Here is a 15,259-nt window from a genome sequence, read left to right on the forward strand (position 1 = left end):
TCCAATTGATACATATCACTGGATGATGGCCCCTGAGGTGAACGCGCAAGCCCTGCTCAAAGAGGCTCGGATCGGGCTGCCGACACCGGCCCCCGGCTGGTCCACGGGGTCCACCGGGTAGGCTTCGCCTGCTTACACCTATCAGTCAGGAGTGCCCGTGGCTCGCGTCGTGGTCGACGTCATGCTCAAGCCGGAGATCCTGGACCCGCAGGGTCAAGCGGTGGCGAACGCGCTGCCCCGGCTCGGCGTCACCGATGTCTCTTCTGTCCGCATCGGCCGCCGGATCGAGATCGATTTCACTGGGGAGCCCGACCTCGACCGGGCCCGTGAGATCGCCGACAAGCTGCTCGCCAACCCGGTGATCGAGGACTTCGAGATCCGCGTCGAGTCCGCTTCGGCGGAGGTCGCCTGACCATGCGGATCGGTGTGGTCACCTTCCCGGGCTCGCTCGACGACGGGGACGCCGCCCGCGCCGCCCGGATCGCAGGCGCCGAGGCCGTCCGCCTCTGGCACGGCGACCCGGACCTGCACGGCGTCGACGCGGTCGTGCTCCCCGGCGGATTCTCGTACGGCGACTATCTGCGCTGCGGCGCCATCGCCCGGTTCGCGCCGGTGATGGAGTCCATCATCGATGCGGCGCGGGGCGGTCTGCCCGTGCTCGGCATCTGCAACGGTTTCCAGGTCCTGTGCGAGGCGCACCTGCTGCCCGGCGCCCTGACCCGGAACCAGCACCTGCACTTCCGTAACCGCGACCAGTGGCTCAAGGTCGAGGCGACGAACACCGCCTGGACCAACGACTTCACCCCCGGCCAGGAGATCCTGATCCCGGTGAAGAACGGTGAGGGCTGCTTCGTCGCCGACACCAGGACGCTCGACGCGCTGGAGGCCGAGGGCCGGGTCATCGCCCGCTACATCAAGGGCAACCCGAACGGCTCGCAGCGCGACATCGCGGGGATCACCAACGAGGCCGGCAACGTCGTCGGCATCATGCCGCACCCGGAACACGCCGTGGAGGCGCTGACCGGCCCGTCGCTCGACGGCCTCGGCTTCTTCACCTCCGTCCTGCGGGCCCTGGCGGGCGCGTCCGTGGACAGTCAGCTCGCAGGGGGACAACAGTGACCACGCAGGAGAAGCCGAGCGGTTTCGCTGCGACCGACGTGCTCGTCAGCGGGTCCGACGGTCCCGACACCGTCGAGCAGGCACAGAAGACCTCGGACGAGCTGCAGCCCTACGCCGAGCTGGGGCTCAAGGACGACGAGTACGCCAAGATCCGTGAGATCCTGGGCCGGCGTCCCACCGCGTCCGAGCTGGCGATGTACTCGATCATGTGGAGTGAGCACTGCTCGTACAAGTCGAGCAAGGTCCACCTCAAGCAGTTCAGTGAGAAGGCGCCGCAGAACAGCCGGATGCTCGCCGGCATCGGCGAGAACGCCGGTGTGGTGCAGATCTCCGAGAAACTGGCCGTCACCTTCAAGGTCGAGTCGCACAACCACCCCAGCTACGTCGAGCCCTACCAGGGCGCGGCAACCGGCGTCGGCGGCATCGTCCGCGACATCCTGGCGATGGGTGCCCGGCCGATCGCGGTGATGGACCCGCTGCGCTTCGGTGCGCACGACCACCCCGACACCGCCCGGGTGCTGCCCGGCGTGGTCGCCGGCATCGGTGGCTACGGCAACTGCCTGGGCCTGCCCAACATCGGTGGCGAGATCGTCTTCGACCCGTGTTACCAGGGCAACCCGCTGGTCAACGCACTGAGCATCGGCGTGCTGCCGGTCGAGCGCCTCCAGAAGAAGGAGGCCACCGGCACCGGCAACATCGTCGTCCTGCTCGGCGCGCGGACCGGCCGGGACGGTATCGGCGGTGTCTCCGTGCTGGCGTCGGCCACCTTCGACGAGGAGGCCGAGCAGCGCCGCCCGTCGGTGCAGGTCGGCGACCCGTTCATGGAGAAGCTGCTGATCGAGAGCTGCCTCGAGCTGTACGACGCCGGTCTCGTCTCCGGCATCCAGGACCTCGGCGGCGCGGGCCTCACCTGCGCACTCACCGAGACCGCCGCGGCGGCCGGCACCGGCATGCGGGTCTGGCTGGAGCGGGTTCCGCTGCGCGAGGCCTCGATGTCACCGACCGAGATCCTGGCCAGCGAGTCGCAGGAGCGCATGCTTCTGATCGTCACGCCGGAGAACCTGGACGCCGTGCTGAAGGTCGCCGAGAAGTGGGGCGTCTGGGCCACCGCCATCGGCGAGGTCACCGCGGCCGCGGCCGACGGCACCCCCGGCCGGCTCGTGATCACGTGGAACGACCACGTCGTCGTCGACGTGCCCCCGGGCTCGCTCGCCGACGACGGCCCGGTCTACAACCGGCCGATCCGTGAGCCGAACGACGTGATGCTGCTCCAGGCCGACCGGGCCGAGACGCTGCCGCGTCCGTCCACTGGCGACGACCTGCGGGCCACCGTGCTGCGGATGGCCGCGTCGCCGAACCTGTGCGACAAGACCTGGGTCACCGAGCAGTACGACCGGTATGTGCTGGGCAACACGATCCTGGCCCAGCCGGAGGACTCCGGCGTGCTCCGGATCGACGAGGAGACCGGCCTCGGCGTGGCTCTGTCCGTCGACGGGAACGGGCGGTTCGCCCGCCTCGACCCGTATGAGGGTGCGAAGCTCGCGCTCGCCGAGGCGTACCGGAACGTCGCCGTCACCGGTGCCGAGCCGATCGCCGTCTCCGACTGCCTCAACTTCGGCTCGCCCGAGGACCCGCACGTGATGTGGCAGTTCGCCGAGACCTGTCGCGCTCTCGCCGACGGTTGTCTTGAGCTGGGCACCCCGGTGACCGGTGGCAACGTCAGCTTCTACAACCAGACCGGTGCCGCGGCGATCCACCCGACCCCGGTGGTCGGCGTGCTCGGTGTCTTCGACGACGTGGCCCGCCGCATCCCGATGGGCTTCCCGCGGCCGGCCAAGTCCGGTGGCGACCTGCTCTTCCTGCTCGGCGAGACCCGCGTGGAGCTCTCCGGCTCGGAGTGGGCCTGGGTGACCCACAACCACCTCGGCGGCCGTCCGCCGAAGGTCGACCTCGCCGCCGAGCAGGCGCTGGGCCGGGTGATGGCGCAGGCCTCGAAGTCCGGTCTGGTCAGCGCGGCGCACGACCTCTCCGACGGCGGTCTGGCCCAGGTGCTCGTGGAGAGCACGCTGCGCTACGGCGTCGGCGCGAAGGTGACGGTCCCGGAGGACGGCAACTCGCCGTTCGTCCACCTGTTCAGCGAGTCGGCGGGCCGTGCCCTGGTCGCCGTGCCGCGCGGGCACGACAAGGCGTTCCTCGCCCTGGCGGCCGAGCACGGCGTGCCGGTCACCCCGCTGGGTGTCACCTCCGAGGAGGCGGCACTCCAGGTGGAGGGCCAGTTCACGATTCCGCTGGACGAGCTGCGCACGGCGTGGTCGGCGACGTTGCGCGACCTGTTCGGCGGGGCCGCCGAGCTGGTCGGCCCCGACGCCGGCGAAGAGGAGACCGCACCGGTGACGTCCGGTGAGGTCCGCTCGGTGACGCTGGAGCTGAGCCCGCAGGCGCCGGGTGGCCCGATCGAACCGCCCGCCTGACAGTCCCGACAAGAAAGGCCCCGCGCGATCCGCGCGGGGCCTTTCTTCTGTTCCGGTACGTCAGTCGTCCATCCAGTCACGGTGGGGACGCTGCTGGCCGTAGGGGCCGCCACCCTGCTGCGGGGGCTGCGGTTGCGGCTGCTGCGGTGCCGGCGGCTGCTGCTGCGGGTAGCCATCGGGCTGCTGGTCGTAGCCACCGTAGTTGCCACCCTGCTGCGGGTAGCCGCCCGGCTGCTGGTCATACCCGCCCTGGTCGTAACCGCCGTAGGTGCCGCCCTGCTGGTCGTATCCGCCCTGCGGTCCGTAGCCGCCGGCGTCCTGACCGTTCCAGCCCTGGTCGTAACCACCCTGGTCATACCCGGCCTGGTCGTAACCGGCCTGGCCGCCGTAGTTGCCGGCACCGTAGTTTCCACCGCCCTGCTCGGGCTGGTAGAGGCCGGTGTGCTCGTCGTACCGCTGCGGTGGCGCCTGCGCCTCCGGCTGGTAGAGGTTGGTGTGCTCGTCGTAGTGCTGCTGGCCGCCGTCGTTGTAGCCGCCACCGCCCTGCGCCGCGCCGTAGGCACCGCCCTGCTGGCCGTAGGTCTGCGTCGCGCCGTAGCCGCCGCCCTGCGGGTCGTCCCACTGGTTCGCGCCGGCATAGCCGCCACCGGGGGGCAGCGGAACACCGTACGGGTCCGGGAACTCGTCCTCGACGGGGGTCCGGTGGATCATCGTGGGGGCGTCGCTGATGCCGCCGCTCATTCCCGCGGGCCGCACGCCCATGCCGGCGGCGGGAGCGATCATCGTGGCGTCGGCACCGCGCCCGGCACCGACCGGTGCGGCCACCCGGGTGGCGTCGAAGCCGCCACCGGCCTGCGGCGGGACCTGACCGATGCCGGTGTCCGCGGCGAGCTCCTCGGCCTTCTTGCGGCGCATCCAGACCAGCACCATGGCGCCGATGCCGGCCGCGACGAGCAGACCGCCCATGACGATCAGCAGCCAGCTGCTGCCGCCCTCGTCGGAGCTGTTCGCGGCTTGCTGGTTGTCTTCGCCACCGAGGTTGTTGAGGCCGGTGTTGCCCTCCTCCGGCTCCTCCTCCGTGGTCGTATCGGTCGGCTTGGCCGAGGGCGATGCGCTCGAGGAGGGGGTCGGTGAGGTCGCGACGGCCGTCTTCTTGATCGTGAGCGGCACCGTCACGGTCCGGCCGGCGGTGCCCTGCACCGTCACGTCGGCGGCCTGGTAACCGGCCTTGGCTGCGGCGATCTGGATGCTGCCGGCCGCGATCGGCTGCGCGTCGGACGACGTGAACTGGTAGCCGCCGCTGCCGTCCGTGCTGGTGGAGTAGGTGTGGCCCTGGCTGTCCTTCATGACGACCTGGACACCGGACACGCGGTCGCCGCCGTCGTCCTTGATCCGGCCGGAGACCTGCCGCACGGTGGTCGGCGCCTCCGGGCCCTCGACCGTGATGGTCTGGGTGGCCTGGCCGGACGCGCCATCCGGGTCCTTCGAGACGACGGTGATCGTCATCTCCTGCTTCTGGCCGGCGGCCACGGTCGGCGCCGTCAACGTGGCGTCGTATTTGCCCGGCTCGCCGCCGATCGTGTCGCTGGGTCCGCAACCGTCTCTGCACCGGCCGGCGCTGGTGGTGACGTCGGTGTCGAACCGGGCGGGTGCAGCCGCGCCCCCAGGGTTACTTACGGTGTAGGAAATGGTTACAGTAGAGCCCGACGACACCGTACGCTCGCGCACGGAATCGATCGTCACGGTTGGGGCCGCTGCCTGAGCAGCCGTTGGGATGCCTGCCACCAACCCTGCGACCAGTGCCAGGAACGCACCGGCCTGGGCCGTCCGGGCACGTAGGTGCGTTGTCACGTCCACCGCCTTCCGGTCGCGCGGTCCCCGGTTCCTTCGATGTCCGGTGGATCCCACGACGTGTACACCGTCGGCAACTATGCCTTGTCATACGTCACTCGCGCGACCCAGGGCGGTGTGCCGTTCTCCTCAAGTCGGGTCGTATCGTCCCGACATGTCTCCTGCGCACAGTAAATCCGAGTCGGTGGCCGAGGCGTTGGATGCGGTGGACCGGGGTGTCGAGCCCACCCGCACGGTGCTGCGTGACGCCGTGCGAGCACTGCTGACCGAGTTGTCCTCGCGAGCACCTGGCCGTTCGGTGGAGGTACGAATTCCACCTTTCGGCGCGATTCAATGCGTAGCCGGTCCACGGCACACGCGGGGCACACCGCCCAATGTGGTCGAAACGGATCCGCTGACCTGGCTGCTCGTGGCCACCGGCCGCCTTCCCTGGGGCGACGCGGTGCGTGACGGACGTCTCCGGGCGAGCGGTACGAGGACCGATCTGAGCGACTACCTGCCGCTTCTCGGCTGATGAGCCCGGGTGCCGTTCCCGTGGGCTCGCGTACACTGGTCGGTCGGACGGACCAGCGAGTTCGCGGTTCGTGCAGACCCCGACATGAGGGAGCGAGCAGGTGCCCCGAGGCGACGGCCTACTGACCGACGATCTCGACCCCCAGGAGCGCGGCCCCCAGGATGCCTGCGGCGTCTTCGGCGTCTGGGCCCCCGAGGAGGAGGTTGCCAAACTCACCTACTTCGGCCTCTACGCACTGCAGCACCGGGGGCAGGAAGCCGCCGGCATCGCTGTGAGCGACGGGTCCGGCGTGGTGGTCTACAAGGACATCGGCCTGGTCTCCCAGGTGTTCGACGAGCCGACGCTGGCCAGCCTCCGCGGTCACCTCGCGATCGGCCACGCGCGGTATTCCACGACCGGTGGCTCCAACTGGGAGAATGCGCAGCCGACGATCCGGGCCACCCCGGCCGGCACGACGATCGCGCTGGCCCACAACGGCAACCTGGTCAACACGGCCGAGCTGGCCAAGGAGGTCGCCGACCGCGGCCTGGAGGTGGGCGACTCCACCTCCGACACCGCGCTGGTCACCACGCTGCTGGCCGGCCGTCCCGATCTCTCGGTCGAGGCCGCCGCGATGGAGCTGCTGCCGACCCTGCGGGGCGCCTTCAGCTTCGTCTTCATGGACGAGCACACCCTCTACGCCGCCCGTGACGCGCAGGGCGTCCGCCCGCTGGTGCTGGGCCGGATGGAGCGCGGCTGGGTGATCGCCAGCGAGACCGCCGCGCTGGACATCACCGGCGCCAGCTTCGTCCGCGAGGTCGAGCCCGGCGAGATCATCGCGATCGACGAGCACGGTCTGCGGTCCAGCCGCTTCGCCGCGCCCGAGCCCAAGGGCTGCCTCTTCGAGTATGTGTATCTCGCCCGCCCGGACACCACGATCGCCGGGCGCAACATCTACTCGGCCCGTGTCGAGGTGGGCCGCAAGCTCGCCAAGGAGCACCCGGTCGAGGCGGACCTGGTGATCGGCGTGCCCGAGTCGGGCATCCCGGCCGCGATCGGTTACGCGGAGGCCTCCGGTATTCCGTACAGCGCCGGTTTCATGAAGAACGCCTATGTGGGCCGCACCTTCATCCAGCCGTCGCAGACCATCCGTCAGCTCGGCATCCGGCTGAAGCTGAACCCGTTGCGCGAGGTGGTCCGGGGCAAGCGGATCGTCGTGATCGACGACTCGATCGTCCGCGGCAACACCCAGCGCGCCCAGATCCGCATGCTGCGTGAGGCCGGCGCGCTCGAGGTGCACGTCCGCATCTCCTCGCCGCCGGTGAAGTGGCCGTGCTTCTACGGCATCGACTTCGCGACCCGGGCCGAGCTGATCGCCAACGGTCTGGAGATCGACGGGATCCGCCGGTCGATCGGCGCCGACAGCCTGGGTTATGTGTCGCTCGACAACCTGGTCCAGGCGACCGAGCAGCCGAAATCGCGACTGTGCATGGCCTGCTTCGACGGGGAGTACCCGATCGAGCTGCCGGCCGGCGATCTGATCGGCAAGCACGTCCTGGAGGGCGTCGGCCGACGGGCGTCGATGCCGGGTGCCACCCCCGCGGCGGCCTCCGCCGCCGTCGCCGATCTCGAGAGTGACTACGAGGCTCGCGAGTTCGCGACCGACGACCGCCCGGCATCGGAGCCGCTGGTCGCCAGCCCTGGCGGCGCGACCGCGCTGCACCACCCGTGATTCTTTCAGTTACACAGAACCGCTAAAGGGGAGAACCGTGACGCACGTGTCCGAGCGCAACAGTGCCGGATCCAACGGCGCCGAGGGAGGCGACCGTCAGCCCTGGACGGCCGGCTCAGGACGCGGACAGCGCAAGCGCTCGGCCACGTACGCGGAAGCGGGTGTCTCGATCCACGCCGGTGACCGTGCCGTCGAGCTGCTCAAGGCGAAGGTGAAGAAGACCTCCCGCCCCGAGGTGATCGGCGACCTGGGTGGCTTCTCCGGCCTGTTCCGGCTGAACACCGCGAAGTACAAGAGCCCGATCCTGGCGTCGTCGACCGACGGCGTCGGCACCAAGCTGGTGATCGCCCAGCAGCTCGACATCCACGACACGATCGGCATCGACCTGGTCGCCATGGTCGTCGACGACCTGGTGGCCTGTGGCGCCGAGCCGCTGTTCCTGCTCGACTACATCGCCTGCGGCGAGGTCGTCCCGGACAAGGTGGCCGAGATCGGTGCCGGTATCGCGGACGGCTGCCGGTACGCCGGTTGTGCCCTGCTCGGCGGCGAGACCGCGGAGCACCCGGGTGTGCTGCGCCCCGACGAGTACGACGTGTCCGCGACCGGCGTCGGTGTGGTCGAGGAGAGCGAGATCCTCGGCAAGGAGCGGGTCGAGCTGGGCGACGCGGTGATCGCGATGCGCTCGTCCGGTCTGCACTCGAACGGTTACTCGCTGGTCCGGCACGTGCTGCTCGGTGCCGGCCGGATGCGCCTGGACACCGTGGTCGACGACTTCGGCACCCAGCGCACCCTGGGTGAGGAGCTGCTCACCCCCACCAAGATCTACGCCAAGGACTGCCTGGGCCTGATCGAGGAGACCGACGTCCGGGCGTTCTCCCACGTCACCGGCGGTGGCATCCCCGGCAACCTGAACCGGGTGCTCCCCACCACCATGGACGCCGTGGTGGACCGGTCCACCTGGCGCCCGCAGCCGATCTTCGACCTGATCCAGGCCAAGGGCCGGATCGAGGACTCGGAGATGGAGGCCACCTTCAACATGGGTGTCGGCATGTTCGCGGTCGTCTCCTCCGACGACGCGGACCGGGCGATGGCCTACCTGACCGGCCGCGGTGTCGAGGCCTGGCAGGTCGGTGAGGTCGTCGAGGGCACCGGCGAGGTGCAGATGCTGGGGTCGTACACCCGGGGCTGACCGGAAAGTGCTTCTGGTTGGCAATAGTCCGAACGTGAAATGATCCGCGTGTGTCGATGTCCGGCACATGCGGATCTTTCGCATGGACGGTGGAGCGCGAGGCCTAGCCTGACCTGAGTCACGAGTACCGGACGGGAAGGTGCGGGGACATGGCGGTTGCGTGGAGCGGGATGCGGGGCATCTCGGCAGAACCGGGATACGTTGTCATGCAGCCGACTACCCTGTGCAATCTTGCATGCGGGTACTGCTACCTGCCGCTGCGCCGGGAGAATCTGCGGATGCCGGTCGCGGTCGCCGAGGCCGTCGCGGAGGGGGTGGCCGGCTTCGCCCGTACCGGAAGATTCTCGGTGGTGTGGCACGGCGGTGAGCCGCTCGCTGCCGGCCGGGCCCACCTGGCCGCGTTGTTCGCGCCGTTCGGCGCGGGCGTGGAGCACCACGTGCAGACCAACGCGACGCTGATCGACGACGAGTGGTGCGCGTTCTTCACCGAGCACGACGTGCGCGTCAGCGTCAGCGTGGACGGCCCGCGCGGGCGTAACGGCGACCGGGTGGACCGGGCCGGAAAGCCCGCCTACGACCTGATCGTGCGGGGCATCGAGCGGCTGCGGGCGCACGGCATCCCGTTCTCCACCCTGTGCGTGGTCGGCGATCCGCGGCCCGGCGTCGCCACCGAGCTGTACGACTACTTCCTCACCCTCGGCTGCGAGGTGCTCGGCATCAACGTCGAGGAGCAGGAGGGCGTCAACACCCGGCTCAACAGCCACGATCCGGCCGCGGTGAGCGCCTTCTGGGCCGAATTGGTGACCGCCTGGCGCCGCAACCCACGGATCCACCTGCGCGAGGTGGAGTGGTCGCTGCGGTATGCGGCGGCGGTCCTCGACGGCAACGCCGACGATCTGCTGCCCCGCCGGCTGGACCCGATCCCGACGGTCGCCCACGACGGCTCGGTCGTGCTGCTCTCGCCCGAGCTGGCCGGTTTCCACGACCCCCGGTACGGCGACTTCTCCAGTGGCAACGTGCTGACCACGCCGTTGCCGGAGATTCTGGCCGGTGCGCAGGACACGCTGTGGATCCGGGAGTTCATGGCCGGGATCGAGGCGTGCCGTGGCAGCTGTCCCTATTTCGGCTTCTGCGGTGGAGCACATGCCGCCAACCGGTACTTCGAACACGGCAGGTTCGACGTGACCGAGACGAACCACTGCCGGAACAGCAAGATTCGCCTATTGGAGGGAGTGCTGGACCATGCCCGAGATCACGAAGCCACGGCTGTCTGACGGCGTGGAGACGGATCCGGTGACGGCACGGGTGCACGACACCCGGGCCGGGCTGGCCGCGCTCATCGCGGAGGCGGAGGAGGCCAGGCAGCAGCGCGCGGAGGAGTCACCGGAGGACGGCGGCTCGGCGGTGTGCGCCTGGAACCACTTCGAGAACATTCCCACGTTCTACAACTGGAACAACCGCCCACGCTGAAGCTCGGCACGGCTCGGTTGAAGCCCACGCGGAAGGAACCGCGTGGGCTTCAGTCGTTCAACCGTAGGAATCGTGACACCGTGACACACGGGAGCACGCGGTAAATCCGCGTGCTCTGTGCAGAACGGGGTCAGCTCCGCCTCGAAGGCGACCAGGAGTCCTGGCTTTCCCAGGTGTCCTGGTCTTCAGCAGCGTCGTCCTCGTCATCGTCGACAACTTCATCGTTGTCGTCGACGAAATGACGGTCCGGTTGGCGGGTACCCGCCAATTCGCGCTGCAAGGCGGTGAGGTCGGTGTTCGGGGAGTGGTACTTCAACTCCCGGGCCACCTTCGTCTGCTTGGCCTTAGCACGGCCGCGCCCCATGGCTCGACCCCCTCGCACAGAATTCGGGGCAGCCCGAAGGCTGGGCCCCGATGACGTCAGGCATCTCTCGTGGGTCTTACGGTACATGGACGATGCCTCGTTTGGCACCTCGGGTTGCGTGTGACACTGCCGCGCGTCGCGGTTGACCTTTTCCAGCAGCGCGCGGCAGGTCCACGAAGACCGTCAGCCGAGGTAGATCGACCGCAGTCGGCCGACCTCCGCCATCCGCCGTTCGGCGAGACGGTCGGCCGCGACCGCCGGCGGCACACCCTCGTCGACGGCGAGCTGAAGGAGGCGCCGGGTGGTCTCGAAGATCCCGGTGGCCCGCAGCTTGGCCCGGTCGAAGTTGAAGCCGTGGATCTCGTCGGCCACCTGGATGACGCCGCCGGCGTTCACCACGTAGTCGGGGGTGTAGAGGATGCCGCGGTCCTCCAGGAGCTTGCTGATGCCGGCGTGGGCGAGCTGGTTGTTGGCGCCACCGGTCACCACCTTCGCCCGCAGCACCGGCACCGTGTCGTCGTTCAGCGCGCCCCCGAGGGCGCACGGCGCGTAGACGTCGATGTCGGAGGCGATCAGGGTGTCGGTGTCGGCCACCAGCGTGATCTGCGGGTGGGTGGTGCGGGCCCACGCGAGGGCCGACTCGTTGACGTCGGTGGCGACCACCGAGGCGCCGTCGTCGAGCAGATGGCCGGCCAGGTACTTGCCGACCTTGCCGAGACCGGCCACGCCGACCGTACGGCCGGCCAGTGACGGAGTGCCCCAGGTGTGCTCGGCCGCGGCCCGCATGCCCTGGAAGACGCCCCAGGCGGTGAGGACCGAGGAGTCGCCGGCGCCGCCGTGCTCGACGCTGCGGCCGGTCGCATACCGCGTCTCGCGGGCGACCACGTCCATGTCCTGTACGTAGGTGCCGACGTCGCAGGCGGTGTAGTAGCGGCCGCGCAACGAGTCGACGAACCGGCCGTACGCCCGCAGGAGGGCCTCGCTCTTGAGCCGTGCCGGGTCGCCCCAGATGACCGCCTTGCCGCCGCCCAGGTCCAGACCGGCCATGGCGTTCTTGTAGGCCATGCCGCGGGACAGCTTCAGCACGTCGGCGAGGGCGGCCTCCTCGGTCTCGTACGGGTAGAAGCGCGTGCCGCCGAGCGCGGGGCCGAGGGCGGTCGAGTAGATACCGATGATCGCCTTCAGTCCGGTGTCCCGGTCCTGGCAGAAGACGACCTGTTCGTGCCCGTCGGTGTCGAACACGTCCATCGTGGGTTCTCCTGATCTCTGCGTAGGCCTTCGTGGGGCCATGATTCCGGCAGGGTGAGCCGGTCACGCCGAGCGTAGTCGTGCGAATGGCGCGCCGATTACGTCGCGGCGGGAAGTTCCAGTCGGCCGGATTCGTGAAAGGATCGCGCCGTGCCGTCACTGTTCGCGTCGTACCTACGGGTTTACGAGCCACTGACCGCCTTCGACCGGGAGCGACAGGTCTTCTGGCGCGAGTACGCGCGTCAGGGCCGTGATCTGGGCCTGGTCGAGGGTCCCGCCCGGCAGCGGACCGCCGTGCTCGAGGCGCTGGGTGCCGGCTGGACCCGGCTGCCCGACCTCCCCGACGAGGCCTACGTGCTGGAGTGGGACGGCGGCGTGCTGGTCTGCCCCTGGAACCTGCGGTTGCGGGTCGCCGAGGCCGCACTGAACGCCCGGGACGGCGTGCCCGCCGTGCTCGCCGACGCGTTCGTCCCGCCGGTGCTGGCCGGACAGGCGAAAGCGGTCGTGGAGGACTGGCGCAGCGGCGCGAAGGTCCTCGAACAGGGTGTGCCCCGGGTGCACGAGCAGACCGCCACGTGGGGTGTCCCGCTGCGCTGGTTCGCCTTCGTCGATCTCGACGAGCGGGAGATCGCCCTGTCCGGCCGCCGGAAGGTGCTGCGCTACCGCACGGAGATCTCCAAGGCCCGCCGCCGGGCGCACCGGGCGGTGTCGGTGCTGCGCAAGTCGCTGGGCGACGCGCCGATCACCGAGGCGGTCGAGGAGGGCACGCGCTGGCTGGAGGAGTTCCATCCACGGTCGGTGGTGGAGCTCGACTACGGCGGCCTGGTCAACCTCCTGCCGGAGGAAAGCCTCACGGAGGACGATTCCCCCGGACTGGTGGCAGCCGGACTTTCGGCACTTTCTCGCGGTGACGCTGAGTCAGCAAGTGAGGCTTACGAGAAGTTGGTGGCGCGTTGGCGTGTCGTCCAACTTCTCGAGCGATGCAATTGACCTGCGGAAATGGGACAGACACCCTCTTTTCCCGGCTCGCGGGAGCGCTCCCGAAGCGAACACTCTTCGTAATCAGCGCTCCTCTAAGCGTGATATTCGGGCCAAACGAGCCACTATCTGGCGTATAAAACGCGCAAAAATCGGGCATGCTTCATCCGTCTATCTGGGGACGTTCGTCCGTTCGGCCCATGTCGGACATCGGGGACTAGCCGGACCATGAGAGACGCACCGGCCGGCGGGACCCCGGCCGATGTTTTTTAGGCACCTGTGGAGGAGTGACCGATGGCATCGCGTACGCACGATCCTGAGCCGCTACTAACGCCGGCCGAGGTGGCGTCGATGTTCCGTGTCGACCCGAAGACCGTTACCCGGTGGGCCAAGGCGGGCAAGCTCAGCGCTATTCGCACGCTGGGCGGCCACCGTCGCTACCGGGAGTCGGAGGTCCGTGCCCTGCTGCAGGGGCAGATCCCCACGCAGCGCCAGGGCGACTGACCCGGTCGACCAGAGACGTAGCAAGGGGCGAACGCTGGGGAAGGCGATCGCCCCTTCTTCGTAAAAGAAAGCGCCGGCAAATGCCGGCGCTTTCTTTATCGGGTGACCAGAACGGCGACCGTGCCGTCGGCACCCCGGCGCAGCCGGCTGCCGAGCATGGTCAGGCGGCCGATGACCCCGTACTTCTTCTTGATGCCGTCGCCGACCCGGATCAGGTCGGCGGGATCCCCGATCCGCGCGGTCGCCTCGATCGCCTCGCCGGTGGGGTTGCCCCGCATGTCGCAGGGGGCGACGGTGACCCGGCCGCTGTTGCGGATCCGCTTGAGCTTGCCGCTGCCGGCGACGGTCCAGAAGCCCAGGCCCGAGCCGTCCGGCACGACCCAGAGTGGGGTCGGGACCGCCCGGCCGTCTCGGCGGAATGTGGTGAGAAGGACGTATTTCTCCGAGCCGAGTTGCTCCAGTGCGGTCATGCCTAAAGAGTATTGACCATGACACAGCCGGCGATCGGTGACGCCTTCGGAGAGATGATCCGCGACGCGTACGCGGTGCACAACGGGGTCGGAAGGCGGCCACTGGCGGGCGGTCGGTACCCGCGCCCCGTGATCGAGGTGATCGAGCGCGAGGACGGCCTGATCAACGGAGCCCCGGCCGCGCACTACCTGAGCGAGCCGGACGAGTGGCGCTCCTTCGACCACCGGGCGGTGAGCCTGTGCCGGGGCCGGGCTCTCGACATCGGTGTGGGTGCCGGCCGCATCGCGATCGAGCTCCAGCGCCGGGGGATCGCGGTGACCGGCCTGGACACCTCGGCCGGCGCCATCGAGGTGTCCCGGGACCGCGGCCTGCGCGACACCGTGCTGGCCACGGTCGACGAGTTCTCCCGGGCGAGCGTCCGCTACGACACGTTCCTGCTGCTCGGCAACAATCTCGGCCTGCTGGAGAGCGCGGAGCGGGCACCGGTCTTCCTGGCCGCACTGGCCCGGCTGGCGGCACCCGGCGCGCGGATCGTGGCCCAGGGTGCGGACCCGTACGGGACGACGGATCCACTGCACGTGAGCTATCACGAGAGCAACCGGGCCCGCGGGCGGCTGGGTGGGCAGTTGCGGCTGCGACTGCGGTACCGGGAGCTCGCGACCGACTGGTTCGACTACCTCAACTGCTCGGTCAGTGAGCTGAAGTCCCTGCTGGCGGGCACATCGTGGCGACTCAAATCGATCGACGAGCAGGACCGGCCGTATTACGTTGCGGTCATGGAGTACATCGGATGACAGATCTCAGCCGGGACCAGGTCCGCCTCAGCAGGCGGATGTCCCTGGTCCTGCGGCACCGGCCCGAGACGGCCGGGCTCACCCTCGACGCGAACGGATGGGTGCCGGTCGGCGAGCTGCTGACCGCCCTCGGCATCACCCGCGCCGAGCTCGACCTCGTGGTCGCGCACAACGACAAGTCACGGTTCGCCGTGCAGACCGGCCCGGACGGCGTCGAGCGCATCCGCGCCAGCCAGGGCCACTCCCGGCGGGTCGCCGTCGATCTCGACCTGCCGGCCGCCACCCCGCCCGCCGAGCTGTTCCACGGGACCCCGCGGGCCAACCTCGAGGCGATCCTGCGGGACGGGCTTCGTCCACGGAGCCGGCACCACGTACACCTCTCGATGGATCTGCCGACCGCGGTGACCGTCGGCCGTCGTCGCTCGCCCGACGTGGTGGTGTTCAGCGTGGCCACGGGGGCGATGGTGGCGGAGGGGCACGTCTTCCATCGCAGTGACAACGGGGTATGGCTGACCGCGGTGGTGCCGCCACAGCACCTTTCGGTAAAACGGACAATTACGTAATCTGCCAGGTCG

The 15,259-nt window shown here is 69.4% G+C and carries 16 protein-coding genes; 12 read left to right on the plus strand and 4 right to left on the minus strand.

Annotation, left to right across the window (positions count from 1 at the left end; all coding sequences use genetic code 11):
• Positions 1-157 precede the first annotated feature (157 nt).
• From purS to purL, 3 genes are read left to right on the plus strand one after another with little or no spacing between them, the layout of a single operon-like run.
• Positions 158-412 carry a phosphoribosylformylglycinamidine synthase subunit PurS gene (gene purS, locus BC793_RS36625; RefSeq protein WP_109601077.1) on the plus strand — a complete coding sequence of 85 codons (255 nt, stop codon included), beginning with the start codon at positions 158-160 and terminating at the stop codon, positions 410-412.
• Positions 409-1,119 carry a phosphoribosylformylglycinamidine synthase subunit PurQ gene (gene purQ, locus BC793_RS36630; RefSeq protein ID WP_109600998.1) on the plus strand — a complete coding sequence of 237 codons (711 nt, stop codon included), beginning with the start codon at positions 409-411 and terminating at the stop codon, positions 1,117-1,119. The genes purS and purQ overlap by 4 nt, the downstream gene beginning before the upstream one ends.
• 38 nt (positions 1,120-1,157) lie before the next feature.
• The gene (gene purL / locus BC793_RS36635) at positions 1,158-3,590 is read left to right on the plus strand and encodes a phosphoribosylformylglycinamidine synthase subunit PurL (protein ID WP_239170590.1); all 2,433 of its coding nucleotides are present in this window, start codon (positions 1,158-1,160) and stop codon (positions 3,588-3,590) included.
• 60 nt (positions 3,591-3,650) lie between these two features.
• Here purL and BC793_RS36640 read toward each other — a convergent pair whose 3' ends face one another.
• Positions 3,651-5,135 carry a carboxypeptidase-like regulatory domain-containing protein gene (locus BC793_RS36640; protein WP_109601002.1) on the minus strand — a complete coding sequence of 495 codons (1,485 nt, stop codon included), beginning with the start codon at positions 5,133-5,135 and terminating at the stop codon, positions 3,651-3,653.
• A 460-nt stretch (positions 5,136-5,595) separates the two neighbouring features.
• Between BC793_RS36640 and BC793_RS36645 the strand changes: the two genes are divergently transcribed.
• From BC793_RS36645 to amcA, 5 genes are all read left to right on the plus strand, one after another.
• Positions 5,596-5,955, plus strand: a complete 360-nt coding sequence (locus tag BC793_RS36645; protein ID WP_109601003.1) for a sterol carrier family protein — start codon at positions 5,596-5,598, stop codon at positions 5,953-5,955.
• A gap of 100 nt (positions 5,956-6,055) precedes the next feature.
• Positions 6,056-7,666, plus strand: a complete 1,611-nt coding sequence (gene purF, locus BC793_RS36650; RefSeq protein WP_109601005.1) for an amidophosphoribosyltransferase — start codon at positions 6,056-6,058, stop codon at positions 7,664-7,666.
• Positions 7,667-7,703: 37 nt separating this feature from the next.
• The gene (purM, locus tag BC793_RS36655; protein WP_109601007.1) at positions 7,704-8,855 is read left to right on the plus strand and encodes a phosphoribosylformylglycinamidine cyclo-ligase; all 1,152 of its coding nucleotides are present in this window, start codon (positions 7,704-7,706) and stop codon (positions 8,853-8,855) included.
• A 170-nt stretch (positions 8,856-9,025) separates the two neighbouring features.
• A complete protein-coding gene (gene amcB / locus BC793_RS36660; protein ID WP_282959006.1) occupies positions 9,026-10,129 on the plus strand; it encodes a cyclophane-forming radical SAM peptide maturase AmcB in 1,104 nt (367 codons plus the stop codon).
• Positions 10,098-10,325, plus strand: a complete 228-nt coding sequence (gene amcA / locus BC793_RS36665; RefSeq protein ID WP_109601011.1) for a multiple cyclophane-containing RiPP AmcA — start codon at positions 10,098-10,100, stop codon at positions 10,323-10,325. Before amcB ends, amcA begins: the two co-directional genes overlap by 32 nt.
• Positions 10,326-10,455: 130 nt before the next feature.
• On the opposite strand, the gene BC793_RS36670 is transcribed toward amcA, so the two are convergent.
• The gene (locus BC793_RS36670) at positions 10,456-10,689 is read right to left on the minus strand and encodes a DUF3073 domain-containing protein (RefSeq protein WP_109601013.1); all 234 of its coding nucleotides are present in this window, start codon (positions 10,687-10,689) and stop codon (positions 10,456-10,458) included.
• 183 nt (positions 10,690-10,872) lie between these two features.
• A complete protein-coding gene (locus BC793_RS36675) occupies positions 10,873-11,937 on the minus strand; it encodes a Glu/Leu/Phe/Val family dehydrogenase (protein ID WP_109601015.1) in 1,065 nt (354 codons plus the stop codon).
• 150 nt (positions 11,938-12,087) lie between these two features.
• Here BC793_RS36675 and BC793_RS36680 point away from each other — a divergent pair, with 150 nt between their 5' ends.
• Both BC793_RS36680 and BC793_RS36685 read left to right on the plus strand, forming a co-directional pair.
• Complete coding sequence (locus BC793_RS36680; RefSeq protein WP_109601017.1) at positions 12,088-12,927, plus strand: DUF8083 family protein; 840 nt, start codon at positions 12,088-12,090, stop codon at positions 12,925-12,927.
• Positions 12,928-13,209: 282 nt separating this feature from the next.
• Positions 13,210-13,419, plus strand: coding sequence for a BldC family transcriptional regulator (locus tag BC793_RS36685; RefSeq protein ID WP_014687221.1), 210 nt, complete (start codon positions 13,210-13,212; stop codon positions 13,417-13,419).
• Positions 13,420-13,514: 95 nt separating this feature from the next.
• Here BC793_RS36685 and BC793_RS36690 read toward each other — a convergent pair whose 3' ends face one another.
• Positions 13,515-13,889, minus strand: a complete 375-nt coding sequence (locus tag BC793_RS36690) for a PPOX class F420-dependent oxidoreductase (protein WP_109601019.1) — start codon at positions 13,887-13,889, stop codon at positions 13,515-13,517.
• A gap of 18 nt (positions 13,890-13,907) precedes the next feature.
• On the opposite strand from BC793_RS36690, the gene BC793_RS36695 reads away from it, so the two are divergent.
• Together BC793_RS36695 and BC793_RS36700 are read left to right on the plus strand one after the other, a co-directional pair.
• Positions 13,908-14,684, plus strand: a complete 777-nt coding sequence (locus tag BC793_RS36695) for a class I SAM-dependent methyltransferase (RefSeq protein ID WP_109601021.1) — start codon at positions 13,908-13,910, stop codon at positions 14,682-14,684.
• A complete protein-coding gene (locus tag BC793_RS36700; protein WP_109601023.1) occupies positions 14,681-15,247 on the plus strand; it encodes an RNA 2'-phosphotransferase in 567 nt (188 codons plus the stop codon). Before BC793_RS36695 ends, BC793_RS36700 begins: the two co-directional genes overlap by 4 nt.
• Positions 15,248-15,259: the final 12 nt, after the last annotated feature.

It is taken from the genome of Actinoplanes xinjiangensis (assembly GCF_003148685.1).
Lineage (GTDB): Bacteria > Actinomycetota > Actinomycetes > Mycobacteriales > Micromonosporaceae > Actinoplanes > Actinoplanes xinjiangensis.

What these genes read in the sequence shown, in the direction of transcription:
- BC793_RS36645 (WP_109601003.1), top strand. Translation starts at nt 5,596, where the DNA reads ATGTCTCCTGCGCACAGTAAATCCGAGTCGGTGGCCGAGGCGTTGGAT.
- amcB (WP_282959006.1), top strand. Translation starts at nt 9,026, where the DNA reads ATGCGGGGCATCTCGGCAGAACCGGGATACGTTGTCATGCAGCCGACT.
- amcA (WP_109601011.1), top strand. Translation starts at nt 10,098, where the DNA reads ATGCCCGAGATCACGAAGCCACGGCTGTCTGACGGCGTGGAGACGGAT.
- BC793_RS36670 (WP_109601013.1), bottom strand. Translation starts at nt 10,689, where the DNA reads ATGGGGCGCGGCCGTGCTAAGGCCAAGCAGACGAAGGTGGCCCGGGAG.
- BC793_RS36675 (WP_109601015.1), bottom strand. Translation starts at nt 11,937, where the DNA reads ATGGACGTGTTCGACACCGACGGGCACGAACAGGTCGTCTTCTGCCAG.
- BC793_RS36685 (WP_014687221.1), top strand. Translation starts at nt 13,210, where the DNA reads ATGGCATCGCGTACGCACGATCCTGAGCCGCTACTAACGCCGGCCGAG.
- BC793_RS36690 (WP_109601019.1), bottom strand. Translation starts at nt 13,889, where the DNA reads ATGACCGCACTGGAGCAACTCGGCTCGGAGAAATACGTCCTTCTCACC.
- BC793_RS36695 (WP_109601021.1), top strand. Translation starts at nt 13,908, where the DNA reads ATGACACAGCCGGCGATCGGTGACGCCTTCGGAGAGATGATCCGCGAC.
- BC793_RS36700 (WP_109601023.1), top strand. Translation starts at nt 14,681, where the DNA reads ATGACAGATCTCAGCCGGGACCAGGTCCGCCTCAGCAGGCGGATGTCC.